This window comes from Collimonas fungivorans (assembly GCF_001584145.1).
GTDB classification, from domain to species: Bacteria; Pseudomonadota; Gammaproteobacteria; order Burkholderiales; family Burkholderiaceae_D; genus Collimonas; species Collimonas fungivorans.
The window spans coordinates 2896416-2923257 of the sequence record NZ_CP013232.1 but is presented as its reverse complement, the minus strand read 5'-3'; the positions used below and the strand labels follow the sequence as shown (position 1 = coordinate 2923257).

General features: G+C 56.1%; 17 protein-coding genes. All 17 read left to right on the top strand.

What is annotated here, in order from left to right; all coding sequences use genetic code 11:
• The first annotated feature begins 145 nt into the window (after positions 1 to 145).
• The 17 genes from CFter6_RS12615 (at position 146) to CFter6_RS12535 (ending at position 26829) form a co-directional block, all read left to right on the top strand.
• Complete coding sequence (locus CFter6_RS12615) at positions 146 to 1387, top strand: cytochrome-c peroxidase (RefSeq protein WP_082814740.1); 1242 nt, start codon at positions 146 to 148, stop codon at positions 1385 to 1387.
• Between the two features lie 47 nt (positions 1388 to 1434).
• Complete coding sequence (gene gspG, locus CFter6_RS12610) at positions 1435 to 1896, top strand: type II secretion system major pseudopilin GspG (protein ID WP_061542351.1); 462 nt, start codon at positions 1435 to 1437, stop codon at positions 1894 to 1896.
• A 41-nt stretch (positions 1897 to 1937) separates the two neighbouring features.
• Positions 1938 to 3128 (top strand): type II secretion system F family protein, encoded by a 1191-nt coding sequence (locus CFter6_RS12605; protein ID WP_061540217.1) that lies wholly within the window; start codon positions 1938 to 1940, stop codon positions 3126 to 3128.
• 41 nt (positions 3129 to 3169) lie between these two features.
• Positions 3170 to 4879, top strand: coding sequence for a GspE/PulE family protein (locus CFter6_RS12600; RefSeq protein ID WP_061542350.1), 1710 nt, complete (start codon positions 3170 to 3172; stop codon positions 4877 to 4879).
• Positions 4860 to 5645 (top strand): hypothetical protein, encoded by a 786-nt coding sequence (locus tag CFter6_RS12595; RefSeq protein ID WP_150118734.1) that lies wholly within the window; start codon positions 4860 to 4862, stop codon positions 5643 to 5645. The genes CFter6_RS12600 and CFter6_RS12595 overlap by 20 nt, the downstream gene beginning before the upstream one ends.
• A complete protein-coding gene (locus CFter6_RS12590; RefSeq protein WP_061540215.1) occupies positions 5642 to 6181 on the top strand; it encodes a hypothetical protein in 540 nt (179 codons plus the stop codon). Before CFter6_RS12595 ends, CFter6_RS12590 begins: the two co-directional genes overlap by 4 nt.
• A gap of 1 nt (position 6182) precedes the next feature.
• Positions 6183 to 6896, top strand: a complete 714-nt coding sequence (locus tag CFter6_RS12585; protein ID WP_150118733.1) for a hypothetical protein — start codon at positions 6183 to 6185, stop codon at positions 6894 to 6896.
• A complete protein-coding gene (locus tag CFter6_RS25620) occupies positions 6896 to 7426 on the top strand; it encodes a hypothetical protein (protein ID WP_150118732.1) in 531 nt (176 codons plus the stop codon). Before CFter6_RS12585 ends, CFter6_RS25620 begins: the two co-directional genes overlap by 1 nt.
• On the top strand, positions 7423 to 9840 hold the full coding sequence (locus CFter6_RS12575; RefSeq protein ID WP_236904251.1) for a secretin N-terminal domain-containing protein: 2418 nt from the start codon (positions 7423 to 7425) through the stop codon (positions 9838 to 9840). Before CFter6_RS25620 ends, CFter6_RS12575 begins: the two co-directional genes overlap by 4 nt.
• The gene (locus CFter6_RS12570) at positions 9837 to 10355 is read left to right on the top strand and encodes a type II secretion system protein (protein WP_236904250.1); all 519 of its coding nucleotides are present in this window, start codon (positions 9837 to 9839) and stop codon (positions 10353 to 10355) included. Before CFter6_RS12575 ends, CFter6_RS12570 begins: the two co-directional genes overlap by 4 nt.
• A gap of 5 nt (positions 10356 to 10360) precedes the next feature.
• Complete coding sequence (locus CFter6_RS12565) at positions 10361 to 10765, top strand: type II secretion system protein (RefSeq protein WP_236904249.1); 405 nt, start codon at positions 10361 to 10363, stop codon at positions 10763 to 10765.
• A 4-nt stretch (positions 10766 to 10769) separates the two neighbouring features.
• Positions 10770 to 11273: a hypothetical protein gene (locus CFter6_RS12560; protein ID WP_061540211.1), complete on the top strand. Its 504-nt coding sequence runs from the start codon at positions 10770 to 10772 to the stop codon at positions 11271 to 11273.
• A gap of 410 nt (positions 11274 to 11683) precedes the next feature.
• On the top strand, positions 11684 to 12361 hold the full coding sequence (locus tag CFter6_RS12555) for an IPT/TIG domain-containing protein (protein ID WP_061540210.1): 678 nt from the start codon (positions 11684 to 11686) through the stop codon (positions 12359 to 12361).
• Positions 12328 to 21099: a pre-peptidase C-terminal domain-containing protein gene (locus tag CFter6_RS12550; RefSeq protein WP_150118731.1), complete on the top strand. Its 8772-nt coding sequence runs from the start codon at positions 12328 to 12330 to the stop codon at positions 21097 to 21099. The genes CFter6_RS12555 and CFter6_RS12550 overlap by 34 nt, the downstream gene beginning before the upstream one ends.
• Positions 21096 to 22466, top strand: coding sequence for an Ig-like domain-containing protein (locus CFter6_RS12545; RefSeq protein WP_082814738.1), 1371 nt, complete (start codon positions 21096 to 21098; stop codon positions 22464 to 22466). Before CFter6_RS12550 ends, CFter6_RS12545 begins: the two co-directional genes overlap by 4 nt.
• On the top strand, positions 22430 to 23617 hold the full coding sequence (locus tag CFter6_RS27040) for a transthyretin-like family protein (RefSeq protein ID WP_061540207.1): 1188 nt from the start codon (positions 22430 to 22432) through the stop codon (positions 23615 to 23617). The genes CFter6_RS12545 and CFter6_RS27040 overlap by 37 nt, the downstream gene beginning before the upstream one ends.
• Entirely contained in the window at positions 23506 to 26829 is a 3324-nt protein-coding gene (locus CFter6_RS12535) for an RHS repeat-associated core domain-containing protein (protein ID WP_335340329.1), read from the top strand. Before CFter6_RS27040 ends, CFter6_RS12535 begins: the two co-directional genes overlap by 112 nt.
• Positions 26830 to 26842: the final 13 nt, after the last annotated feature.

Here is a 26842-nt window from a genome sequence, read left to right as displayed (position 1 = left end):
GCAAATTTCTCGTGATAAAATTTGCAAAATTTTTGTTTCCGTTTGTTACATATCCAATTAATGAATGTTAGCTTTACCTACGTCCGCTGAGCGCGCACAAAGGCAAGAGCATTAGCCAAAGCAGAGAAGCGGCAACGCGAGACGCATGAATATCTTTGGGAAAATATGTGGGCGTTGCGCGCTTGTCGGACTGGCATGTGTGTTGAGTATTTCGGTATCGATTGCCTATTCGCAAAACTCCAAAATTGCGATTCGGCCCGAGCTAAATCGGCTTTTGGGCTTGCCGCCACTCCTCTCGCCACCGAATACGCCGGCAGCTGTGCTTGCCAAAAATGACCAGCTAGCAAATCTGGGCGCTAAATTATTCTATGACAATAGATTGAGCGCCGATGGGTTGCACAGTTGCAGCAGCTGTCATCAGCCAGATAAATATTTTGCCGATGGATTGGATGTGTCGCGCGGAATAGGAAACCAGCTGGGTACGCGCAACGCGCCAAGCTTGTTGAACGTCAGCTATAACCCGTCCCAGTTCTGGGATGGCCGCGACGATACGCTTGAACACCAGGCGCTGCGGCCGTTTGTCAATCCGCGCGAAATGGGGCAGCCAGACCACGAGGCAGTACTGGCAGTGATTCGGCTCGATAAAGACTACCGGGCCGATTTCAAACGTATCTTCGGCGCGCAATTGACTGCCGATATTACAATCGACACGGTGGTCAGTGCTCTGGCGGCTTATCAAAAAACCTTGGTGGCCGGCGATTCTCCATTCGATCGATATGCCTACGCCGGTGACGCACGTGCGATGTCGGATGGAGCACTGCGCGGCTACAAGCTGTTCGTCGGTGCAGCGGCATGTGTCAAATGCCACACGATTGATACACGGAACGCGCTCTTCACCGACAACGAATTTCATGCCCTGTCAGTTGGATTGAATCAGATTGCGTCGCGCCTCCCCGAATTGACTGTGAAATTGTCCGCCGAAAAATTACGCGGTGTGCCAATCGACGACATCGTGTTGACGGACGACGATTTTGCCGAGCTGGGACGCTTCGTGGTGACTCTGCAACCAAAGGATATTGGAACGTTTCGTACGCCGACCTTGCGTAACGTCGCAATGACGGCGCCTTACATGCATGACGGTAGCGTTAAGACTCTGGCGGAAGCAGTAGATCTGGAGGTGTTTTATCGCAGCAATGAACAAGGGCATCCGCTCCTATTGACGCCGCCGGAACGCCAGGATTTGATCACGTTCCTTGAATCGTTAACCAGCAGCCCCGAGTCGTTGAAGGCATTAATGCCTACAGAGGCACAGCGAAAGGCGTCAAAAGTAGCAGAACAGATGCTACCTCCGATTACCGGAGGCAAGGTATATCGGCAGCCAGGCTGATACTGGTTAATCCGTCAATGCCATCGATTATTTTTCATATAAACATCATGCCCATCCAATACCCATACATTCTGTCCAACGTGCGTTTCGCCCCGCAACGCCGGTTGAACCGCGGCTTTACATTACTGGAGTTGCTGGTCGTGCTGGTGATTATTGGATTGCTCGCTTCCTATGTCGGACCCAAATATTTCTCTCAGGTCGGCAAGTCGCAAGTTACTGTCGCTAAGAGTCAGATGGATGCGTTCGACAAGGCCCTAGACACATTCCGGCTGGATGTGGGGCGCTATCCAACCAATGAAGAGGGATTGCAAGGGCTGATGGCGGCACCGCCGAACGATGCTGCCAAATGGAATGGCCCTTACATGAAGACTGCAATTCCGCTCGATCCGTGGGGACACCCATATCTGTACCGGACTCCTGGCGCGCGCGGCGACATGGAAATAGTGAGTTACGGCAGGGATGGCCAGCCAGGCGGTACAGGCGAGGATGCCGATATCGTGTTGCCGTAGTCCGATTGGCAGTTTTAAAGCGACTACATCAGAGCCTCTTCATGCGATTCGATATCCGTGTCTTGTCATTGTCAAACGAGCTCTCGCAGCTAACCCTTGAGGCGGCAAACGAGGCAGATGCTCGCCGTCAATTGCAAAGCCAGTCTCTGCAGATTGTCGCGCTGCATGCTGTCGACCAGAGAATGACCGGCTTGCGCTGGCGCCGGAAGCAGTTTTCGGTATTGCTGTTTTGCCAGGAATTGCACGCCTTGCTGCTGGCAGGCCTGACTCTGATGGAGGCGTTGGAGGGGTTGATCGAGAAGGATGGGGCTAGCGAGTCACGCGTAGTACTTCAACGCCTGATCAATACCATTCGAGACGGGTCCCGCTTTTCCGATGCGCTGACTACATTGCCTGACGTTTTCCCGCCGCTGCTGGTTGGATTGATGAAGGCGGCTGAAAGTACCGGTGACATTCCGTCAGTACTGGCGCGTTACGTGACCTATCAGCAACGCGTCGATGTCGTACGCAACAAGATTATTAGTTCCTCGATCTATCCGGCTATTTTGCTGGTGGTAGGAGCGGCGGTGACCGCCTTCTTGGGTGGATACGTAGTGCCGCGATTTGCCACCATCTACCAGGATACTGGGCGTGAGTTGCCCTTGATGTCGGCACTGATGCTGAAATTTGGCGCATTCGTATCGGATAACACTTCTGGGGTCGCCGGGACAACGCTGTTCCTTATGGCGGCCCTGGCCGGGCTGTTCTGGCAGCTGTCGCGTACCGGCGCGTTGTCGCGGGCGGCCGCGCGCTTGCCCGGCGTGGGTATCCGTATCCGCCTCTATGAAACCTCGCGCTTGTATTTGACGTTAGGCATGCTGCTCGAAAGTGGCATCCCGATTGTCTCAGCCCTGGCGATGAGCGAGGGGGTGGTTTCGCGCCGCGTTTTGATTCATCTGCAGCAAGCACGGGCCGCTATAGAATCGGGCGCATTGTTTTCCGATTCATTCCGGGAGTGCGAGTTGACGACAGCGATTTCCTATCGGATGCTGCGCGTCGGTGAAAGTTCCGGCCAACTGGGCGACATGCTCATCCAGGCGTCTAATTTCTATGAAGGCGACATCACGCGCTTCATTGACCGCTTCACGCGAGCGTTCGAACCGATTCTGATGATGTTCATCGGGCTGGTGGTAGGCGGCATCGTCGTCTTGCTGTATCTGCCGATCTTTGACCTGGCGACGACACTGCAATGAGCTTCATTGACACGACTTCGATTATGTTGACGGCGACCTTGATGCCAGAGACCGACGGTGCCCAAGCGTTACTGCACCAGGAATCCGGACTGGTTTTCGACACCACTACATTACGCGATCTGCGCGCGGCTGCTCGAGTGGCGGGCAGATCGGTTATTACCGAGATTGAAGAGCGTCACCCGGAGCAGGGACGTGCGGTGGTGGCTGCTTTGGCTGCAATGTTCAGTTGGCCTGTGATCGAAACAGCGGACATGGATTTGACAACCCCACTGTTTTCCCTCTTGCCTCTTGCCGACGCAATGCAGCGGCAAGCCTTGTTGTTGGAGCAAGCAGGCAATGTACTGGCCGTGGTCGGCGATCCGTTCGATGCCGATCTACAGACCTGGCTCGGCGCTCGCTGTTCGAAGCCATTATGTTTTCATCTGGCGCTACGAGCTGATATTCAGGCTTATTTGAGCAAGCAAGAACAATATGTCCGGGCCGTCGACAACATAGTTGCGGATGGCGGCGACGGTGATCGCGATGGCCGTTCGGCTGAAGTCCTGTCTTTTGCCTCGCTGAATGTTGCATCCAGTCCAGCTGTGCGACTGGTCAATTCGACACTGTATGACGCACTGAAGGCTGCCGCCTCCGACATTCACCTGGAAAGCACCACATCGGGGCTGACCATCAAATACCGCATCGACGGCGTACTGGATCACGCTCGTTCGATCGCTGGACGCGAACTGGCTGGACAAGTCATCTCGCGCTTGAAGGTACTGGCGGAATTGGACATTTCCGAACGCCGTACGCCTCAAGACGGTAGCTTTCGCGTCGAATCCAGCGGCCGGGATATTGATTTGCGTGTGTCGATCATGCCAAGTATCCATGGCGAAGATGCGGTAATCCGGATCCTCGACAAGCGGGCGATGATTGAATCTTATGGTTCGCTGTCGTTGGAAGCATTGGGGTTCGATGAGCAATCGTTACGCACCTTGCGGCGGTTGGCGGATGAGCCCTACGGCATGTTGCTGGTCACGGGGCCGACCGGTTCCGGTAAAACCACGACACTGTATGGAGCACTTACTGAAGTCAATAACGGACGCGACAAGATCATCACAATCGAAGATCCGGTTGAATATCAACTTCCGGGGATCCTGCAAATCCCGGTTAACGACAAGAAGGGATTGACTTTCGCCCGCGGGCTGCGTTCGATTTTACGCCACGATCCGGACAAGATCATGGTGGGTGAAATCCGAGACCGCGAAACGGCGGAAATTGCCGTGCAATCCGCCCTGACCGGACACCTGGTGCTGACCACAGTTCACGCCAACAATGTATTCGATGTTTTTGGCCGTTTTACCCATATGGGCATCGATCCCTACGCTTTTGTCTCTGCCTTGAATGGTATCTGGGCCCAGCGCCTGGTGCGCAACAATTGTCCGCACTGCGCGGTCGACATTGCACCGGATGCAGCGCAACTGGAGCGTCTTGGCATGTCGGCGATAGATGTCACCGGTTTTCGGTTGCGTGCCGGCACCGGCTGCGGCGATTGTCGCGGCACTGGCTACAAAGGGCGTACGGCAATTGCGGAAATTCTGTCTCTCAACGACGAAATCCGGGAATTGATCGTCGAGAAAGCACCTGTACGCCAAATCAAGGATGCTGCAGCCAGGCACGGAACGCGCAGCTTGCGCGAGGTTGCGCTCGATTTGGCTCGGCGCGGTGTCACAACATTGGAAGAGGTGAAACGTGTCACGCTTCAATCCTGAGCGCTTCCGCCTGACGTTAGGCGTCGACAGCCTGACATTGGCGACGAGAACTCGACTAACTCCTTGGCGGTTCAGTGCTGCCATTAACTATAACTCCCAGATCGTTTCGACTGCTTTCCAGCCGCGTTTGCAGCAGCTCCTGAAGGCTCACGTACCGCGAGGTCGAGAGGTATCTGTTGTCGTCGACGACAGGCTGACCCGTTATTTCATCGTGACCCCGCCTGATCGGCTTAACAGCTTTGCCGATCTGAGAACGATTACTGCTTTGCGTTTTTTAACGCTGTTTGGCGACAAGGCCGTGGACTGGGAGATGCAGGCTGAGTGGGCTGCCGGTCGGCCATTTCTGGTTTGCGCCTTGCCGCGCACCCTGAAGGCAACGGTGTTGAGCGAATTAAAGGCTGGCGGCTGGCAGTCGGGCGGAATGAAGCCTGAAAGCGTCTGGATCTGGAACGATTGCGCGCGCCGTATGCGCGATCCTCAAGGTTGGTTTGCACGGATTGGAGCGGGGCATATTCTGCTTGCAGCGAGTAACGCTGGTCATGTCGTCGCGGTCAGCATGTCAAACGGACCGCCTGCAGAAGGTGCCGACGCATTGAGAGCAGTATTGATGCGCGAATCACTCCGCTGGGACCGGCCATTGCCATCGAAATTGTATCTTAGCCAAACGAGATCGGGAGCGATGGAAAGCTTACACGGTCAGCACATCGATGCTGTGGGTGTCGTGCTGTTGCGCCCAGATTTTCTGGAGCAGGAGTCTTTCGCATGAAGCCACTATCGATTGATTTTGCGCCGGCACGGCGTCAACGTCTAGGTGCAACCGCTTTGGGCGTGACTTTGCTGGTGTCGGGTCTGGTTGTCGCGAGTGGCGCGTTATGGCACGCAAGCGACTGGCAACGGCACAGTCAACGGCTGCAGGCACGCTTGGCGGCGGAGAAAATCAAGGATACAGCTTTCGCCCAGGCTCATCGCGCCCCCTCCGTGTCATTAAGCACGCCCCAGATTACAGCCATTAACGATGCGGTGCGTCACTTGAATCTACCCTGGCGAGATCTTTTCGATGCTGTCGAGACCGCTACGCCGCCGGAAATTGCCTTGCTGGCGCTAGACCCCGATCCGGAACATCAGCTATTGCGCCTAACAGCCGAAGCTGCAACCTCCGAGGCGATGCTGGACTATGTCGTGAATCTCAAGCAGCAAACCGTTTTTTCGGCGATAAGCATGAAGCGGCACCAGTTGGACGCCGTGGATCCCAATAATGTTCTTCGGTTTTCGGTGACATTGTCGCTGGCAGAAAGACGGTGAAATGAAATATCTTTCACTGAGATCCCTTTCAATACGGCATATCGTACTGCAACTGTCGCTGGTTTTCCGACGTGCGAGTCCGCTGCATTGGGCAGGAATAATGTTGCTTGCGGTTGCTGCCGTGTATTTCACGGTTGGCCTGACCTGGGAGCGGCGTCACGACGAACAGACGGTGCAAGACATTCGCGATTGGATTCGCGAGCGGCACAATATCCTTTCTCGGGGCGATGCTTATGGCCCGGCGCAGATGGCGCAACGGCGGCAGATCTTTGTCGATACATTGGGCAAGCCCGAACTTACGGAGCACTACATCAAAGCCATTTTTGCGATTGCGCACCGCTACGCTGTCGCGTTGCCCGAAGGCGAGTATCGCGTCGGAAGTAGTCCGCAAGGCGGTTTTCTGACCTACGAAGTTGCGCTGCCGGTTAAAGGCGCTTACCCCTCGTTGCAGGCTTTCTGTGAGGACGTACTGCTGGAGCTGCCGTTTGCATCGCTTGATGCAATCCAGTTACGGCGTGAGGCAGTAGCTACCGACGGTGTTGAAGCAAAGGTACGTTTCACATTATATTTGTTGCCGACAGCGCAAGGTGCCCAGCTAACAGCGATGGAAGTAGAGCCTGCCAAACCGGCCTCACCTGCCGATCCAACAACGCACGGCGTAATTGACGCAGGTGGAGTGTCATCCAGGACAGCTCTTTTGGACGAGGTCAAGTGATGACGCGACGCCATTGGTTCCTGGGAATATTGCTATTGGTGGCTGCGGGCGTGGCCCTGTTCGGTGATCGCGCACCCAGTTCCGGCAGCGCGCCTGCGGTATCAGGGGGGCAGAAAAAGAACATTCAATCGCCTGTCGCTCTCCCAGAAGGCGCCAGATCAACTGCCAGCAAAGTGCCAGGTTCACCTTCATCCGTGATGCTGCTGGAAGTGCTGCCACGTGAATCACTGATCAGAAGGGATATCGGCGAGCCACGTACCAACCTTTTTGCCGCTCGTTCCTTTGCGCCGGTACAAGTGGCCAGCACCGCACCGGTCCAGGAGGCTCCACGTGAATTGCCGTTCAAGTATCTAGGGAAGCAAGACAGCGGTAAGGGGTGGACAGTATTCCTGGAAAAAAATGACAACACGTTCATCGTTTCGGCGTCAGACATCATCGGTGACGATTACAAGGTTGTCGCCATCACGGCTTCGACGATTACCTTCGAGTATCTGCCGACGCACGAGCAATCCTCTCTTCAGATTGAATGACCCACATGAATTTCGGCCGCATCAGCTGTTTTACTTTTCCCGCCGTTTTGTCGCGTGCGGCTACCTTGTTACCAGCCGGCAGCCGCACCATTCTGCTTTTTACGTTAGTCGCTTCGATAGCCGCCTGCACTCAGATTGCTGTGCAGCAAAGTGCACGTCAAGCATTCGATGAAGGGCGGGTCGAGGACAGTATGGCGCAGCTGCAGGATGCGTTGAATAAGAATCCGCAAGACGCACAGCTGCGAGTGACTTATCTCGGTTTGCGGGAACGCGCGATTAATCGCTGGTTAAACCAGCAAGCGACGTCAACATCGGCTAGCGAACGCACCCAGCTGTTACGCAGGATTTTGGCGCTTGATCCCGACAATCGCCGTGCTGCTGGAGAATTGGAGAAAATAGATCGCGATGCGCAGCTGGCAAAATCAATGCTGGATGCGCAGTTTTCCTTCGACGCCAAGGATTATGCCGCGGCCTCCCGTACTGCCCGCTCGGTGCTGACCGAGGATCCATACAACAGTTCTGCCAGGCGCCTGATGAAAGCGCTGACGGACAAGGCATCCAAGCCATCGATGGATCCGGAATTGCAGGCAGCGCTGGGCCGAAAGTTGTCGATAGAATTCAAGGATGCAATGCTCAAGCAGGTATTTGAAGTCCTGTCGCGCACTTCTGACATCAATTTTGTTCTCGACAAGGACATCAAGAGCGATCAGCGTACCTCGGTGTTCCTGAAAGGCGTCACCGTCAAGGATGCGCTTGATGTAGTACTGATGACCAACCAGCTTGAACAGCGTGTAATCGGCCGCAATGCAATAATGATTTATCCCAATTTGCCGGCCAAACAGAAAGACTATCAGTCGCTGAGCGTTCACACTTTCTACACAGCGAATGCCGATGTTGAGCAATTGGCCAATACGCTGAAGACTATTCTGAAAACACGTGACCTGATCGTCGACAAGAATCAGAACATGATCATCATGCGCGATACGCCGGATGCAATCGAAATGGCCGAGAAAATTGTTTCGATGGCTGATTTGCCGACGCCAGAAACCATGCTGGAAGTTGAAATCCTCGAAATCAACCGGAATCTACTAAAAGACGTCGGCATCAGCTATCCACCCAAACTTTCGCTGTCTCCGCTGGCATCGACCAGTGGCGGCGCAGTAACGCTGGCGGACCTGATTCATGCAAAATCCAGCACGACAGGGGCTACCATTGACCCGTTGGCGATCAATCTGACCGCCACCGATACTGACATCCGGTTGCTGGCGAATCCGCGCATTCGAGTCAAGAACCGCGAATCAGCCAAGATACTGATTGGGGATCGCGTGCCGAACATTACTTCGACCGCTACCTCGACCGGTTTTGTTTCGCAAAGCGTCCAGTATCTCGATGTCGGCCTGAAGCTTGAAGTCACGCCGGTGATCACGATCGACAATGAAGTGTCGATCAAGGTTGCGTTGGAAGTCAGTAATATTGCCAATCAGATTACAACTACCGCCGGTACGGTGGCATACCAGATCGGCACACGCTCGGCTTCAACGGTCCTGCGGTTGAAGGATGGCGAGAATCAGATACTCGCCGGTCTGATCAATGACAACGATACTGACGCTGTGACAAAGATCCCGGGCTTGGGTGATATTCCTTATCTTGGGCGATTGTTTTCCAGCCGTCACGTTGATCATAAAAAAACAGAAATTGTATTGTCCATCACGCCGCATCTCATACGTAACAGCGTGCTACCTGCCGGTCATTTGCTGGATTTTCAGAGTGGCACGGAATCCAGCCTGCGTGGCGCTGGAGACGGCGGGTTCAGTCCACGCTCGGATAGCGGTTCACGCCCGACACCGCCAGTTCCGACGACGCCGACCAATGCTGGCGGCAGCGCTACTCCTAAGCCTTCCACGGATGCAACAAGCGCCGCCGGTATAGGTTCATCTGGAAATTCTGCAGGTGATATAGGTAATGCCGGAGGTAGTGGCAGCGTCAACGCAAATGCCGTAGTTTGGATAGGTGCATCGCAGGCGGTTGTGGGTACAAACATTCAGCAGCAGTTGGTGTTGACCAGTGGGCAGGGTGTAAGCGGAGTCAATTTTGTAGTCGGTTACGATCCGACAGTGCTGCGGATCGATCGCGCTACCGAAGGCACATTCCTGAGTGCTGACGGCACTGCAACGACCTTTACGCAACGTATCGATGCATCGACCGGCCAGATTTTTATCAGTGACGCCCGCAGTACCAGCGCTGCCGCGGGCGCCACGGGGCAAGCTGCATTGGTTACCTTGAATGTCACGCCGCTGATCGCCGCGGCCTCGACGCAATTGAAAGTGCTGTCCCTCACGCCGTCGGTAGTCGGAGGCAGTTCGTTGTCGTTAACGCCGCCTACGCAGACTATTGCTGTAACGGCAGTTCCATGATGAGCAATCCTTTCGACCGGCTGCTTACTCATAATGACCGGTTGCAGCGGTCGAATGGGTTTACGTTGCTGGAATTGCTGATCAGCCTGGCGATCCTTGCGATTCTGGCGACGATTGCCTTGCCCGTAGCGCAGGTTGAAGTTCAGCGAACGCGTGAAGTAGCACTGCAGCGCGCCCTGCGTGAAATCAGGATTGGCATCGATGACTATAAGCGAGCCTATGACAACGGCCGCATTGCCCGCACGCTCGGCGCCAGCGGCTATCCCGCGACTCTGGTTACCCTGGTTAGCGGCGTCGAAGACGCGCGTGACCCGGCCAAACGCAAGATCTATTTCATGCGCAGCATTCCGCGAGATCCAATGATGTCTGATGCGTCAGTCTCCAGCGCCGACACCTGGGGCAAGCGAAGCTACGCCAGCGAGCCGGATGCGCCAGCCGAAGGTGCTGACGTGTTCGATGTTTATTCGCTGTCGGCAGCTACCGGTCTCAATGGTATCGCCTATCGGAAATGGTGATAGCTATGTTTCAGATTTCCAGTCGAATGTCGCTTCGCTGCCGAAGATGTGGTTTCACGCTCATCGAACTTCTGGTTGTGCTCTCGATTGTGGCGCTGTTGCTGTCGATATCGGTGCCGAAATATTTTCATAGCCTCGACTATTCGAAGGAGGTGATTTTGAAGGAAAATTTGCGTGTCGTGCGCAAGACGATTGACCAGTATTATTCCGATGCCGGTCACTATCCGGATGATCTTGACGAGCTGGTCGCCAAAAAATACTTGCGTGCGTTGCCGGTCGATCCTATCACCGATAGCACGGCTACCTGGATACTGATCGCTCCAGAAGATATCAAGTCGGGCAAGCTGTTCGACCTGCATAGTGGCGCGCAGGGCGCCACCCGCGACGGCATTGCCTTCAGCCAGCTGTGATGCCATGGTAAAGATCAAGCAGATCGTCCGGTTGTGCAGTGCTCCGTTGCCGTTATTCAGGGAGCAAGGATTCGCCCTTTTGGCGCTGCTGATCTTTCTTGCCATGGTAGGCTTGTTAACCAGTGCTGTCGCAACGACCAGTGCCATGGTCGCGCGCCGCGCCGCTGAAGAACGTTTGTTGGATGTTGGTCGCCAGTATCGGACCGCAATTCAGCTATACGTCGAATCGACCCCGCCGGGACAGAAGCGCTTCCCGCCAACCATCGAAGCGCTTCTAAAGGATCCGCGCTACCCAGACACGCGCCGTTATTTGCGCGCCGCCTATCCAGATCCTGTTGGCAAGGGTGACTGGATATTTATCCTGGCTCCTGAAGGAGGGATTATGGGTTTGCATAGCGCATCGACCGATCGGCCAATCCGACGGGCAGGGTACGTTCCGCCATTTGAACAATTCAATCAGCTTGAGCGATATGCAGACTGGTTATTTTTTTACTATCCGTCAAATTAATTTTAGTCAACATTGTTCAATGGAAAATTTTGCTGCGTTGCAAATTTTTAACGTTCGAACAATTTTTGCTGTCGGACAATAAAAAGCGTTGCCGTTGAATCATAATGTTACCGTAAGGATATGTTTCATATTGTAACGAGATAGCCGCGCTTATGGCTTGCTGTCTGTTCTGGCCGCTGATGACGGCGGGATTGTAGAAAACATCGACAAGATTGTCGGTAACAATAAAATTGAGTCAGGGAGCAGGGCAGATGGCGAATTCGAACCGCGCGGCGACATGTCGCGTGCAGTACGTTGCGCAAACCGCTTTTTCAGAGTGGTTAATATTCTTGCAACGTATGTTGCGATCTCATCTGCTCCTCGTCCTGGCTTGTATCCTGAGTTGTAGTAGCATCGCCCATGCCGCCGGCGTGAATTATGTCTATGATGAACTTGGCCGCCTGGTGCAAGTGATCGCCGCCGATGGCAGCAGCACGCAATACGCCTACGATGCGGCCGGCAATATTACCGCGGTCAAGGCCGATACCGTCAATACCCTGGCCATCAACAGTTTTGCCCCTACCTCCGGTGCTGCCGGCACCAACGTCACCCTCTTCGGCAGCGGTTTTAGTACGACGGCAGCATCCAATACCGTCACCATCAACGATATCGCTGCCACCGTGACGGCAGCCAGTGCGACGCAGCTCAGCCTGACGGTACCTGCAGCAGCTACAACTGGCCTGATCAAAGTCAGCAATGCGAATGGTAGTGTCATCTCGACCCAGACCTTTACAGTCGGATCGAACTTGTCGGCGCCGACCATTACCAGCTTTACGCCTGCCATCGGCGCGGCAGGCACGGCGGTGACCGTCAACGGGACCAATTTCCAGGCCGGAACGGCTAACAACAAGGTATTTTTTGGGAATGTCGGCGGAATTCTTACGGGTTCGACGGCGCCGAACCAGGTTGTGGTGACGGTGCCGAGCGCGGCCAGTCCGGGAAGATCGCGTTACAGACTGTCGCAGGTGCCGGCACGAGCAGTGCGGATTTTTTTGTTGTTCCATCCGGCATTGCGGTGGCCGATGTCGTGGCTACCGGACGCATCGTGACAGATGGTGCTGCAGCAACACCTGCCATTGGCACCGCAGGCAAATATGCCATGTTGCTGTTTGACGGTACTGCCGGTCAGCAACTCAGTCTCGGGATGTCTACGTTTACGCCCGCGCCGAGCGGTTCGGGAACAGTCTCGATCCGGCTCTATGGTCCCACCGGCAGCATAGTCACTACTTGTTCGTTCTCCGGAGTGGACAAATGTTTGTTTGCAGCTTTGCCGCAAACCGGTGTGTATAGGATCCTGGTCGGTATCGACAGCAGTCACACGGCAAGCATGAGCCTGCTGCTATCGAGTGCGGTTACCGGCGTCCTCACGCCGAATGCGGTGGCAAGCACGTTTGCGACCACGCGGGCCGGGCAGACCGCTCGTTATACATTCAATGCGACAGCAGGAGATAACTACAGTTTGACGTGGACAGGCGCCACCTTCCCTGGCACTTGGTCTTACCTGTATGTCTATGCGCCAAATGGCACGCAGATAGCTGCTCCTTATTTCGGCGCCAGCGGTCCGAGCGGCATCATCCAGCTTAGCAATTTGCCACAGACCGGTGCTTATACGGTTACCGTCATTCCCTATACGGCAGGAACCGGGCAGGTGGCGCTGCAGTTGCTGTCGCCGGCGACGGGAGCGTTGACGATCGACGGTGCGCCGCTGGCGATCAGCCAGGTGGCAGGCGCCAGCGGCCGTTACACGTTCAACGGTACAGCTGGACAACGGCTTGGCCTGGGGATGTCAGGCGTCGCGTTCACGCCAGCTGGCGGTTCAATGGGATGGTTGGTGATTGCGCCGAATGGTACGACGCTGGTCAATTGCAATAGTTTTAGCGCCGGCAGCAATTGTGTGCTGCCGCAGTTGAATGCCACCGGTACATATACGGTAGTGCTGACTTCATCCACTGCCACGACTGCGCTGCAAGCGACATTGACGTTGTCGAGCGAAGTGACCGGAGTGCTGACGGCGAACGCTGCGGCGACCACCTTTGCGACGACACGTGCGGGCCAGAATGCCCGTTATACCTTCAATGCCACAACTGGTGACAACTACACCTTGGCTTGGACTGGTGCGACTTTCAGTGGATCTTATCCATATCTATACGTCTATGCGCCCGACGGCTCGCAAGTTACTTCTTCATATTTCAATGCTGTTAGCTATCCGACGGGTAAAATCCAGCTCAACAATTTGACGCAGAGCGGCACGTATTCGGTGTTTGTGGTGCCTTATTTAGGTGGTACGGGGCAGGTTGCATTGCAGTTATTGTCGCCGGCGACGGGAACGTTGACGATCGACGGTGCGCCGTTGGCAATCAATCAAGCGGCTGGCGCCAATGGTCAGTACACGTTTAACGGTACTGTTGGTCAACGCCTGGGCTTGGGTGTTTCCGGTGTCACCATCGCTCCGGCGGGTGGCTCAATCACCTGGTCGGTGGTGGCGCCGAATGGTGCGACGCTAGCCAATTGCAACAGTTTCAGCACCAACAACAATTGCACGCTGCCAGCATTGCCTGCCAATGGCGCATACAAGGTGGTGCTAACTCCATCCACTGCCACGACTGCGGTGCAAGCGACATTGACATTGTCGAGCGAAGTGACCGGGGTGCTGACAGCGAATGCCGCGGCGACGACCTTTGCAACGACACGTGCCGGACAGAATGCGCGTTATACCTTCAATGCCACGATTGGTGACAACTACACCTTGGCCTGGACTGGCAATACCTTTATTGGTTCGTACTCTTATGTGTACGTTTATGCACCGGACGGTTCACAAGTCATCTCTTCTCCTTATTTTGGAGCAAGCTACCCGACAGGTAAGCTTCAGTTCAACAATTTGACACAGAGCGGTACGTATTCGGTATTCGTGGTGCCCTATCAAGGCGGTGCGGGGCAGGTTGCGTTGCAGTTATTATCGCCGGCGACGGGAACGTTGACGATCGACGGTGCACCGCTGGCAATCAATCAAGCGGCTGGCGCCAATGGTCAGTACACGTTCAACGGCACCGTTGGTCAACGCCTGGGTTTGGGTGTTTCCGGTGTCGCCATCGCTCCGGCGGGTGGCTCAATCACCTGGTCGGTGATGGCGCCGAACGGCACGACATTGACGAGCAACTGCAGCAGTTTCAGCACCAATAGCAGTTGTACCTTGCCAGCGTTACCGGCTACTGGCGTGTACACGCTGGTGCTGACGCCATCCACTGCCACGACTACGGTGCAAGCGACATTGACGTTGTCGAGCGAAGTGACCGGGGTGCTGACGGCGAATGCTGCGGCAACGACCTTTGCGACGACACGTGCGGGCCAGAATGCGCGTTATACCTTCAATGCCACGACTGGAGACAACTACACCTTGGCTTGGACTGGTGCGACTTTCAGTGGATCCTATCCATATCTATACGTCTATGCGCCCGACGGCTCGCAAGTTACTTCTTCATATTTCAATGCTGTTAGCTATCCGACGGGTAAAATCCAGCTCAGTAATTTGTCGCAGAGCGGCACGTATTCGGTGTTTGTGGTGCCTTATTTAGGTGGTACGGGGCAGGTTGCATTGCAGTTATTGTCGCCGGCGACGGGAACGTTGACGATCGACGGTGCGCCGTTGGCAATCAATCAAGCGGCTGGCGCCAATGGTCAGTACACGTTTAACGGTACTGTTGGTCAACGCCTGGGCTTGGGTGTTTCCGGTGTCACCATCGCGCCGGCGGGTGGCTCAATCACCTGGTCGGTGATGGCGCCGAATGGTACGACATTGACGAGCAACTGCAGCAGTTTCAGCGCCAACAGCAGTTGTACCTTGCCGGTGTTGCCAGCGACAGGAGTGTACACGCTGGTGCTAACCCCACCCACTGCTACGACTACGGTGCAAGCGGCATTGACGTTGTCGAGCGAAGTGACGGGGATGCTGACGGCGAATGCTGCGGCAACGACCTTTGCGACGACACGTGCGGGTCAGAATGCGCGTTATACCTTCAGTGCCACGGCTGGCGATAACTACACCTTGCTCTGGGCTGGCACTACCTTCAGTGGCACCTGGTCTTACCTGTATGTCTACGCGCCAGACGGCTCGCTGGTGACTTCCATCAACTTCAATGCTGCTAATAGCCCGGCGGGCAAAATCCAGCTCAGCAATTTGTCGCAGAGCGGTACGTATTCGGTGTTTGTGGTGCCCTATCAAGGCGGTACGGGGCAGGTTGCATTGCAGTTATTGTCGCCGGCGACGGGAACGTTGACGATCGACGGTGCGCCGTTGGCAATCAATCAAGCGGCTGGCGCCAATGGTCAGTACACGTTTAACGGTACTGTTGGTCAACGCCTGGGCTTGGGTGTTTCCGGTGTCACCATCGCGCCGGCGGGTGGCTCAATCACCTGGTCGGTGATGGCGCCGAATGGTACGACGTTGACGACCAACTGCAGCAGTTTCAGCGCCAACAGCAACTGTACGCTACCGGCACTACCTGCCACAGGCGTGTATACGGTAGCTTTAGTGCCATCGAGCTCCGCGACAGCAGTGCAAGCGACATTGACATTGTCGAGCGAAGTGACCGGGATGCTGACGGCGAATACTGCGGCAACGACCTTTGCGACGACACGTGCGGGACAAAATGCGCGCTACACATTCAATGCCACGACTGGTGATAACTACGTCTTGACTTGGACTGGCACTACCTTCAGTGGGACCTGGTCTTACCTGTATATCTACGCGCCAGACGGCTCGTTGGTAACTTCCATCAACTTCAGTGCTGCCAATACCCCGACGGGAAAAATCCAGTTCAGCAATTTGTCGCAGAGTGGTATGTATTCGGTGTTTGTGGTGCCCTATCAAGGCGGTGTGGGGCAGGTTGCGTTGCAGTTATTATCGCCAGCGACGGGAACGTTGACGATCGACGGTGCACCGCTGGCAATCAATCAGACGGCTGGCGCCAATGGTCAATACACGTTTAGCGGCTCTGTTGGTCAACGCCTTGGCTTGGGTGTTTCCGGTGCCACCATCACCCCGTCGGGTAGTTCAATGGGGTGGTCAATTATTACTCCCACTGGTACTACACTGATTAGTTGTAGTGGATTCTCCGCAGACGCGAGTTGCAATCTACCTGTGTTGCCAGCGAACGGGGTTTACACGATATTAATTACGCCATCGACACCCACTGCAGCACTGACAGCAAATCTCACGTTGTCTTCTGATAGCACAGGAACGTTTACTGTGGGTGCACCGGCGACAGCGTTTGTAATAACACGTGCTGGTCAGAATGGGCGTTATACGTTCAACGCGACGATGGAACAGAATTTATCTTTGAGTCTGACTGATTCAACATTAGCAGCATCGGGCAACGCTCTGACCGTATACGCACCCGATGGCAGCATTGTTGGTTCCTCATCGTTTGGCAATAGTGCCAGTGCGAGTTTGATGTTGAATAATTTACAGCAAACCGGCACATACACCATTTTTGTTGATCCGTATTTGACCAGTGTGGGAAGAATATCTTTAGGAGTGGCGTTGGCAGGCACGACCACTCCTGGCACGGGAACGTCGAATGGAACCGTAGTGGCTGACAGCGCGTCTTTGGCGATTAATCAGGCCCTTGGGGTCAGTGGCCGTTATTCTTTTAACGGCACAATCGGCCAACAACTTGGCATGGGTATCACTCTTACTTCCGCCGTAGGGTCAATAAGCTGGTCAGTCATTGCTCCGAATGGAGCGACATTAATTAACTGTGGAAGTTTCGGAACCAGCAGCGGCAGTTGCGTACTGCCGAAACTAAATGCAACCGGCATATACACAATGGTACTAGTGCCGAGCAGCGGTACTGCCGTGCAAGGTACGTTAACATTGTCGAGCGAAGTGACCGGAGTGCTGACGGCGAATGCTGCGGCAACGACCTTTGCGACGACACGTGCGGGCCAGAACGCGCGTTATACCTTCAATGTCACGGCTGGTGATAACTACACCTTGGTCTGGACTGGTGCGACTTTCAGTGGATCTTATCCATATCTATACGTCTATGCGCCCGACGGCTCGCAAGTTACTTCTTCATATTTCAATGCTGTTAGCTACCCGACGGGTAAAATCCAGCTCAGTAATTTGTCGCAGACTGGCACGTATTCAGTGTTCGTAGTGCCCTATCAAGGCGGTACGGGGCAGGTTGCGTTGCAGTTAATATCGCCGGCGACGGGAACGTTGACGATCGACGGTGCGCCGTTGGCAATCAATCAAGCGGCTGGCGCCAATGGTCAGTACACGTTTAACGGTACTGTTGGTCAACGCCTGGGCTTGGGTGTTTCCGGTGTCACTATCGCGCCGGCGGGTGGCTCAATCACCTGGTCGGTGGTGGCGCCGAATGGTGCGACGCTAGCCAATTGCAACAGTTTCAGCACCAACAACAATTGCACGCTGCCGGCATTGCCTGCCAATGGCGCATACAAGGTGGTGCTAACTCCATCCACTGCCACGACTACGGTGCAAGCGACATTGACGTTGTCGAGCGAAGTGACCGGAGTGCTGACAGCGAATGCCGCGGCGACGACCTTTGCAACGACACGTGCCGGACAGAATGCGCGCTATACCTTCAATGCCACGGCAGGAGATAACTATACCTTGGCGTGGACAGGCGCCACCTTCCCAGGCACTTGGTCTTACCTGTATGTTTATGCGCCAGATGGTTCGCAAATTGCGGCCCCTTATTTCGGCGTCAGCAGCCCGACGGGCAAAATCCAGCTCAACAACTTGTCGCAGACTGGTACGTATTCGGTGTTTGTGGTGCCTTATTTAGGTGGTGTGGGGCAGGTTGCGTTGCAGTTGTTATCGCCAGCGACGGGAGCGTTGGCGATCGACGGTGCGCCGTTGGCAATCAATCAGGCGGCAGGCGCCAATGGTCAATACACGTTCAACGGCACAGCTGGGCAACGGCTTGGTTTGGGCATATCAGGGATCACGATTACACCAGCGGGAAGTTCTGTAAGCTGGTCAATCATTGCGCCGAATGGTACGACGCTGGTCAATTGCAATAGTTTTAGCGCTGGCAGCAATTGTGTGCTGCCGCAGTTGAATGCCACCGGTACATATACGGTAGTGCTGACTCCATCCACTGCCACGACTGCGCTGCAAGCGACATTGACGTTGTCGAGCGAAGTGACCGGGGTGCTGACAGCGAATGCCGCGGCGACGACCTTTGCGACGACACGTGCGGGCCAGAATGCGCGTTATACCTTCAATGCCACGACTGGAGACAACTACACCTTGGCTTGGACTGGTGCGACTTTCAGTGGATCTTATCCATATCTATACGTCTATGCGCCCGACGGCTCGCAAGTTACTTCTTCATATTTCAATGCTGTTAGCTACCCGACGGGTAAAATCCAGCTCAACAATTTGACGCAGAGCGGCACGTATTCGGTGTTTGTGGTGCCTTATTTAGGTGGTACGGGGCAGGTTGCATTGCAGTTATTGTCGCCGGCGACGGGAACGTTGACGATCGACGGTGCGCCGTTGGCAATCAATCAAGCGGCTGGCGCCAATGGTCAGTACACGTTTAACGGTACTGTTGGTCAACGCCTGGGCTTGGGTGTTTCCGGTGTCACCATCGCTCCGGCGGGTGGCTCAATCACCTGGTCGGTGGTGGCGCCGAATGGTGCGACGCTAGCCAATTGCAACAGTTTCAGCACCAACAACAATTGCACGCTGCCAGCATTGCCTGCCAATGGCGCATACAAGGTGGTGCTAACTCCATCCACTGCCACGACTGCGGTGCAAGCGACATTGACATTGTCGAGCGAAGTGACCGGGGTGCTGACAGCGAATGCCGCGGCGACGACCTTTGCAACGACACGTGCCGGACAGAATGCGCGTTATACCTTCAATGCCACGATTGGTGACAACTACACCTTGGCCTGGACTGGCAATACCTTTATTGGTTCGTACTCTTATGTGTACGTTTATGCACCGGACGGTTCACAAGTCATCTCTTCTCCTTATTTTGGAGCAAGCTACCCGACAGGTAAGCTTCAGTTCAACAATTTGACACAGAGCGGTACGTATTCGGTATTCGTGGTGCCCTATCAAGGCGGTGCGGGGCAGGTTGCGTTGCAGTTATTATCGCCGGCGACGGGAACGTTGACGATCGACGGTGCACCGCTGGCAATCAATCAAGCGGCTGGCGCCAATGGTCAGTACACGTTCAACGGCACCGTTGGTCAACGCCTGGGTTTGGGTGTTTCCGGTGTCGCCATCGCTCCGGCGGGTGGCTCAATCACCTGGTCGGTGATGGCGCCGAACGGCACGACATTGACGAGCAACTGCAGCAGTTTCAGCACCAATAGCAGTTGTACCTTGCCAGCGTTACCGGCTACTGGCGTGTACACGCTGGTGCTGACGCCATCCACTGCCACGACTACGGTGCAAGCGACATTGACGTTGTCGAGCGAAGTGACCGGGGTGCTGACGGCGAATGCTGCGGCAACGACCTTTGCGACGACACGTGCGGGCCAGAATGCGCGTTATACCTTCAATGCCACGACTGGAGACAACTACACCTTGGCTTGGACTGGTGCGACTTTCAGTGGATCCTATCCATATCTATACGTCTATGCGCCCGACGGCTCGCAAGTTACTTCTTCATATTTCAATGCTGTTAGCTACCCGACGGGTAAAATCCAGCTCAGTAATTTGTCGCAGACTGGCACGTATTCAGTGTTCGTAGTGCCCTATCAAGGCGGTACGGGGCAGGTTGCATTGCAGTTATTGTCGCCGGCGACGGGAACGTTGACGATCGACGGTGCGCCGTTGGCAATCAATCAAGCGGCTGGCGCCAATGGTCAGTACACGTTTAACGGTACTGTTGGTCAACGCCTGGGCTTGGGTGTTTCCGGTGTTGCCATCGCGCCGGCGGGTGGCTCAATCACCTGGTCGGTGATGGCGCCGAATGGTACGACATTGACGAGCAACTGCAGCAGTTTCAGCGCCAACAGCAGTTGTACCTTGCCGGTGTTGCCAGCGACAGGAGTGTACACGCTGGTGCTAACCCCACCCACTGCTACGACTACGGTGCAAGCGGCATTGACGTTGTCGAGCGAAGTGACGGGGATGCTGACGGCGAATGCTGCGGCAACGACCTTTGCGACGACACGTGCGGGTCAGAATGCGCGTTACACCTTTAGTGCCACGGCTGGCGATAACTACACCTTGCTCTGGACTGGTACCACTTTCAACGGCACTTCTTATCTGTATGTTTATGCGCCGGATGGTTCGCAAGTCATTTCAGGTAGTTTCGGGACTGCTACGCCGTCGGGGAAAATACAGCTCAATAATTTGTCGCAGAGCGGTACGTATTCGGTGTTTGTGGTGCCTTATTTAGGCGGTGCGGGACAGGTTGCGTTGCAGTTATTGTCGCCTGCGACGGGAACGTTGACGATCGACGGTACGCCATTGACCGTCAATCAAGTGGTAGGACAAAACGGCTCATATTCTTTCGCCGGGACGGCAGGCCAGTACTTGAAGATCGTGCTATCCGGTGTCGCAATAACACCTGCAAATTCATCAGCCACCATCTCGATCATTGGACCTAACGGGGTAACGCTCAGTAGTTCCGTGACAGCCACTGGGGCGATTACCTGGAATGTACCGGAAGTCACGTCCACGAGTACTGGTTTGCCGTTGACGGGTACATACACCTTGCTAGTTACTCCGGTTAGCGCGGCCACTTCTTTTAGCGGCACGCTTGCTGTCACGCAGTTTGGTTTGAAGCCATGATGGTCGCCATTTTTCCTAAGAACCTTAAAGTCATTTCCCACTCCATGATGGAACGCACCCACGCCATGAAGCACTCGTTACGTACCAAGATGATGCAGGATGCGTCGTCGTTTGTTTCGCGACGGGTTGCCGGCGCCTTGTTGCTGGCGCTGGTTTGTGCAGGGGGGATGCCGGCGGCAGCGGCAGCGGCACCGGCCTTGCCTGTGGCGAGTACGACCGCTACGGCTGCCACGGCAGTTGATGCACTATCGCGGCTGCTGGCAGTACAACCGGTGCTGCTTGCCGGGCAAAGCGCCACGCAGCTGGCGGATGGCCAGTGGCTGGTCATCGGTGGGGCCAGTGCCGGTGCTGCCGGCAACCAGGCCTGGCGGATTGGGGTTGATGGTCAGCGCACGGCCTTGCCGGCGACGCTGCACCTGGCGCGTACGCGCCATAGCGCGACCTTGCTCGCTGATGGCCGTGTGCTGGTGCTGGGCGGCGTAGATGGCCATGGCGGGGTATTGGCGGACGCAGAATTGTTCGATCCGGCGACCGGTTTGTTCACGGACCTTGGCAGCCTGGGCCTGGCAGGGCGTAGCGACCACAGCGCCACGGTGCTGATGGACGGCCGTGTTCTGCTGGCCGGCGGCGTCGATGGCCGCGGCAATCCGATCCGCGACGTGGATATCTACGATCCGTTGTCGCGCAAGATAGAGCGTCTCGCCGCCAAGCTGGGCAGCGACCGTATCGCGCCCATCGCCGTGCTGTTGCCAGACAATCGTGTACTGGTCTGGTCCGGCGCTACGGTGAGCGGGCAGGTGCAATCGACAGCGGAAGCCTACTCACCCGAGAGCGGCCAGTTCGCACCGTTGTCGATGGAGCAGGTGCAGCAGCTTGCCGGCGGCCTGAATCGTAGTGAGGCTCCCGCGGTGCTGGGCCAGGCGCCCGCCAGCGGCACGGCCAACGTGCCGGTGGCGCAACGGGTGGTGCTGCGCTTCTCGCAGAAGATGGCGATCGGCTCGTTCAACAACGCCACCGTCACGCTGATGGGGCCGAATGGCGCAGTAGGCGTGCTGCCGGTGGCTGCCGCCAATGGCGTGCTGCTGTTTGCGACACCGAAACAGGAATTGCTGCCGGCCAGTTCCTATACCTTGTTTGTGCAAGGGGCCACCGATCAGTTTGGCCAGGCCTTGCCGTTGACGGCGGTTGGTTTCAAGACGGTGGCATTGAATACGGCAAGCACTGCTGCCGCCATCGCCCAGGCCACTTTGGTGCAGGGTGCAGCAGCTGCAGGCAACGGCAGCACGGCCTCCGGCGCCAGCAGCGGTCCGCCAGCAAGGATGCGGCACCGGTGCCGACACCCAAGGCGCCGACCAATGACCTGGTGACGAGCGAAGCGACTGCCGAAGAAGGCGAATTGTGGGTACCTGGCGTGGGCGATCATTACGGCCAGTGGCGACGCGGCGACCGCAATGTCTCGCAGCAGCATCTGCCGAAGAACCTGGCCTTGCGCCGTGTGCTGTACGGCTACCCGGAACTGATGTCGCTGACGCCGGCCGATGTCGCCCTGAAACGGATCCCGAATGTCGAACCGGTAGCGACCGGCGTGACCTCGGTCTCGGGCCAGGTGCTGCGCTTGAATGGCAAACCGCTGGTCAACGCCACGCTCTCGATCGGCGAGCGGCAGGTCAAGACCGACGACAATGGTGAATTTACGCTCTCGCCGGTGCCGTCCGGCCGCCAGATCCTGGTCATTGACGGTGAGTCGGCGACCATCGGCGAACAGCACTATGGCCGCTACGAATATGGGTTTAATGTGGAAGCTGGCAAGCCCAATTTGCTGCCGTTCGTGATCTGGATGTCGCGCCTGAATCCGCAAACGCTGAAGATTGCCTCGCCGACCCAAGGTGACACTGTATTGAGCAACCCGCAAATCCCGGGCCTGGAATTGCGGATTCCGGCCGGTATGGTCATTCGCGACGCCCACGGCAAGATCGTCACTGAAATCAGCATGACTGCGGTGCCGGTCAACCAGCCGCCGTTCCCGCTGCCGCATATCAACGTGCCGGTGTATTTCACAGTGCAGCCGGGTGGCTCGCACTTGGAAGGCATCAATGCCGCCAGCGCCAAAGGTGCGCAAATTGTCTATCCAAACTATCCTCACGCGGCCCCTGGCACACGGATGACGTTCTGGGATTATGACGCGGCCAAACGCGGCTGGTTTGAATACGGCCAGGGTACGGTGACGGCCGACGGCAAGCAGGTGATGCCGGATGCGAATGTGCGCATCTATGAATTTACCGGTGCGATGATCACCACAATGGCACCTTCCACGAATGCGCCATCCGCTGGCCGAAGGATTGCGGTTGCAAGGCAGCCGATCCGGTCGATACCTATTCGGGCCTGTTCATCAATCATGAAACCGACCTGGCGATCGCCGACATCGTACCGATCCGGGTCAGTCGCAGTTACCGCCAGGCCGATGACGCCAGCCGCGCCTTCGGTATTGGTACGAACCTGTCCTACGACATGTTCCTGACCGGCGGCTACGATACCAGCAAAGACCAGATCCTGCCGTATGCCGCGCTGATCAAGCCGGACGGTGGCCAGATCAATTTCGTCCGTGTTTCGGGCGGCACCGGCTATACCAATGCGGTATTCCAGAGCACATCGGATCCGACCACGGCGTATTACGGCGCCATTGTGAAATGGGATCCCACCTATCCCGGCGCCAGCTGGAGCGTGACGCTTAAAACCGGCGACATCTATTATTTCCCTGGCGTCGGCGACGGCAGCGGCACGGCGCGGCAGGGGGCCATGCTGGCTATGAAGGACCGTTTCGGCAACCTGACGCAACTGGTGCGCACCAACGCAAACCTGACCCAGATCATTTCGCCGAGCGGACGCAATGTGTATCTGACCTATGATGCAAGCAACCGCATCACCCAGGTCAAGGACGACCTGGCGCGCACGGTCGGTTATGCCTACGATGCCAGCGGGCGGTTGATGACAGTGACCGATCCGGCAGGCAAGACCACCCGATATACCTATGGGACGCAGACGCTCGATCCTGCCCACTCCCTGGGCGGCGTCAAGTCCAGCACCAACATGCTGACGGTGACGGACAAGAACGGCAACGTCAAGACCACCAATGTCTTCGATGGCAACGGCCGCCTGAGCAAGCAAACTTATGCGGATGGCCGGTTCTTCCAGTTCAGCTATGTATTGCAATCGTCGCAAACAGGCACCGGGACCAGTACGGCCGGTTTCGATACGGTGCTGCAAACCGACGCCACCGATGAACGCGGTACGGTCACGCGTTATAGCTTCGATACGAATGGGGCTCCGACCAGCGTCATCAGCGCGTTCGGTACGTCCCTTCAGCAAACGGCGAGCAATAACTGGAACAGCACCACACATCTGCTCGACAGCCGCACCGATGCCATGGGCCGGGTGACGGCGTACCAGTATGACCGCCTGGGCAACAAGACGCAGATCACCCAATTGTCGGGTACCAGCAATGCGGTGACGACCAATATCGTGTATGACCTGACGTACAGCCTGCCGACCAGCATCACGGATCCGAACGGCAACAGCACGACGCTGACTTATAGCAACCTGGGCAACCTGATCCAGGCCACGGACGCACTGGGCCATGCGGTGGTGATGACCTACGACAGCAAGGGCCGGCGCACCAGCGTCAAGGATGCGCTGGGCCATGCCACCAGCTTTGCCTATGCCGGCGCTGATCTGCAGGCAGTCACCGATGCCTTGGGACGCACGGTGAGTTCGTACACCGACATCATCGGCCGTACGACCAGCGTGACGGACATGCTGGGCAATCGCACCTATGTGGGCTATGACGATCTGGATCGTGCGACGGCGATCACCAATGCCAAGGGCGGGGCGGCGCAGATCAGCTACGACGGCAACGGCAATGTGCTGAGCCAGGTTGATGAGAACAACAACGCCACCGGCTTCACCTATGATGGCCGGGACCGGATGAACAGCATGACCGATGCGTTGGCGCACAAGGCCACGGCATCGTATGAGGCGGGCGGCAAGGTCAGCCAGAGCATCGATAACAAGGGCCAGATCACCAACAGTACCTACGATGTCTTGGGGCGCCTCACCAGCATCAGCTACGGCGCCAATGCCGGCGGCACGAGTAGTGCCAGCAGCACGGCATTTACCTGGGATAACGGCAACCGGCTCACGCAGGTCGTCGACTCGGTTTCAGGCACGATCACGCGCAGTTATGATCTGCTGGACAGGACACTGAGCGAAACCACGCCGCAAGGGACGGTTACCCGGACATTTGATGCGGGCGGACGGCGCCTGACGCTGACGGTCACCGGCCAGCCGACGATTACATATAGCTACGACGTGGCGGACCGGCTGACGCAGATCCAGCAGGCCGCCGGCAGCAGCAACGGCAATGTGGTGCAAACCACCGGTTATAGCTACGACAACGCCAACCGCCTGACCCAGCGCATCTATCCGAATGGCATCCATGCCGGCTATAGCTATGACAATGGCAACCAGCTGACCGGGATCACGTACACCAAGGCGGATGGTTCAGCGATCGGCGATTTGAGCTACACCTACGACACGGTGGGACGCCGTACCGGCGTTGGTGGATCGCTGGCGCAAACCAATCCCGGCACGCCGGTGAGCACGACCAGTTTTAATGCAGCGAACCAGTTGACGACGTTTGGTGCGCAGACGCTGACGTACGATGCGAACGGCAATCTGACCAGCGACGGTACCAATACCTATACCTGGGATGCACGGAACCAGCTGCAGAGCATAGGCGGCGGCAATACGGCGAGTTTCCAGTACGACGCGTTTGGACGGCGGGTAGGCAAGACGATCGGCACAACCTCGACCGGGTATCTGTATGACGGCATCAACTTTGTGCAGGAGAAGAGCGGCACCGGCAGCGGCGCCGGGGTGACGGCCAATCTGATCGTCGAGCCCGGGGTTGACAATGTGCTGACGCGGCAAAGCACTGCGGGCAATCATACGATGTTGACCGATGCGCTGGGCAGCGTCATTCTGGCGACGGACGCGACGCAGGCGACGGTGACGAGTTACAGCTACGATGCCTATGGCAATACGATACAGCTTGGGACTAACGACAACAGCCAGCAGTACACGGGGCGGGAGAATGATGCGATCGGGTTGTATTATTACCGGGCACGGTATTACTCACCGGCTTGGGGACGGTTTGTATCGCAGGACCCAATTGGATGGAATGCCGGACAAACCAATGGATATTCCTATGTCGCAGGTAACCCAATTAAAAATATAGATCCATTCGGATTGGCTAAAGCCGGTTGGAAAAATAGTCCAATGGATCCTGATAGTGATGGATGCACAAACCTTCAAAAAACAATTGAAAATTTGAAAGAAGCCGTTCAGCGACAAATCGACAATTTGGCCAATAATCCTGGAAATCTTCCTTATTATGCCCCGGGATTTTTTGGCCCCGGAGGAGCCTTGAAGGATTCAGTTTGGGGACACGAACAGCTACGTGATCAATATCGTGAGCAGCTTCAGAAAAGACAGAACGAATTTAACAACAGATGCGGCCCACCGCCACCACCATGTCCTGAGCCGGTCGACGACGGAACTAAAGAAGCCGCAGCCAAAGCAGCAGGGACAGCGACAGGATTAACTATTCTATATTGGATAATTAGTGAAGGTAGCAGATTGTTCCCCCCGAGAAATCTTATACCAATACCGTAACTGATACGCAAAT

Excerpts from the sequence above, each read along its gene's own strand:
- CFter6_RS12615 (WP_082814740.1), top strand. The coding sequence starts at position 146 with ATGAATATCTTTGGGAAAATATGTGGGCGTTGCGCGCTTGTCGGACTG.
- gspG (WP_061542351.1), top strand. The coding sequence starts at position 1,435 with ATGCCCATCCAATACCCATACATTCTGTCCAACGTGCGTTTCGCCCCG.
- CFter6_RS12605 (WP_061540217.1), top strand. The coding sequence starts at position 1,938 with ATGCGATTCGATATCCGTGTCTTGTCATTGTCAAACGAGCTCTCGCAG.
- CFter6_RS12600 (WP_061542350.1), top strand. The coding sequence starts at position 3,170 with ATGCCAGAGACCGACGGTGCCCAAGCGTTACTGCACCAGGAATCCGGA.
- CFter6_RS12590 (WP_061540215.1), top strand. The coding sequence starts at position 5,642 with ATGAAGCCACTATCGATTGATTTTGCGCCGGCACGGCGTCAACGTCTA.
- CFter6_RS12585 (WP_150118733.1), top strand. The coding sequence starts at position 6,183 with ATGAAATATCTTTCACTGAGATCCCTTTCAATACGGCATATCGTACTG.
- CFter6_RS25620 (WP_150118732.1), top strand. The coding sequence starts at position 6,896 with ATGACGCGACGCCATTGGTTCCTGGGAATATTGCTATTGGTGGCTGCG.
- CFter6_RS12575 (WP_236904251.1), top strand. The coding sequence starts at position 7,423 with ATGACCCACATGAATTTCGGCCGCATCAGCTGTTTTACTTTTCCCGCC.
- CFter6_RS12570 (WP_236904250.1), top strand. The coding sequence starts at position 9,837 with ATGATGAGCAATCCTTTCGACCGGCTGCTTACTCATAATGACCGGTTG.
- CFter6_RS12565 (WP_236904249.1), top strand. The coding sequence starts at position 10,361 with ATGTTTCAGATTTCCAGTCGAATGTCGCTTCGCTGCCGAAGATGTGGT.
- CFter6_RS12560 (WP_061540211.1), top strand. The coding sequence starts at position 10,770 with ATGGTAAAGATCAAGCAGATCGTCCGGTTGTGCAGTGCTCCGTTGCCG.
- CFter6_RS12545 (WP_082814738.1), top strand. The coding sequence starts at position 21,096 with ATGATGGTCGCCATTTTTCCTAAGAACCTTAAAGTCATTTCCCACTCC.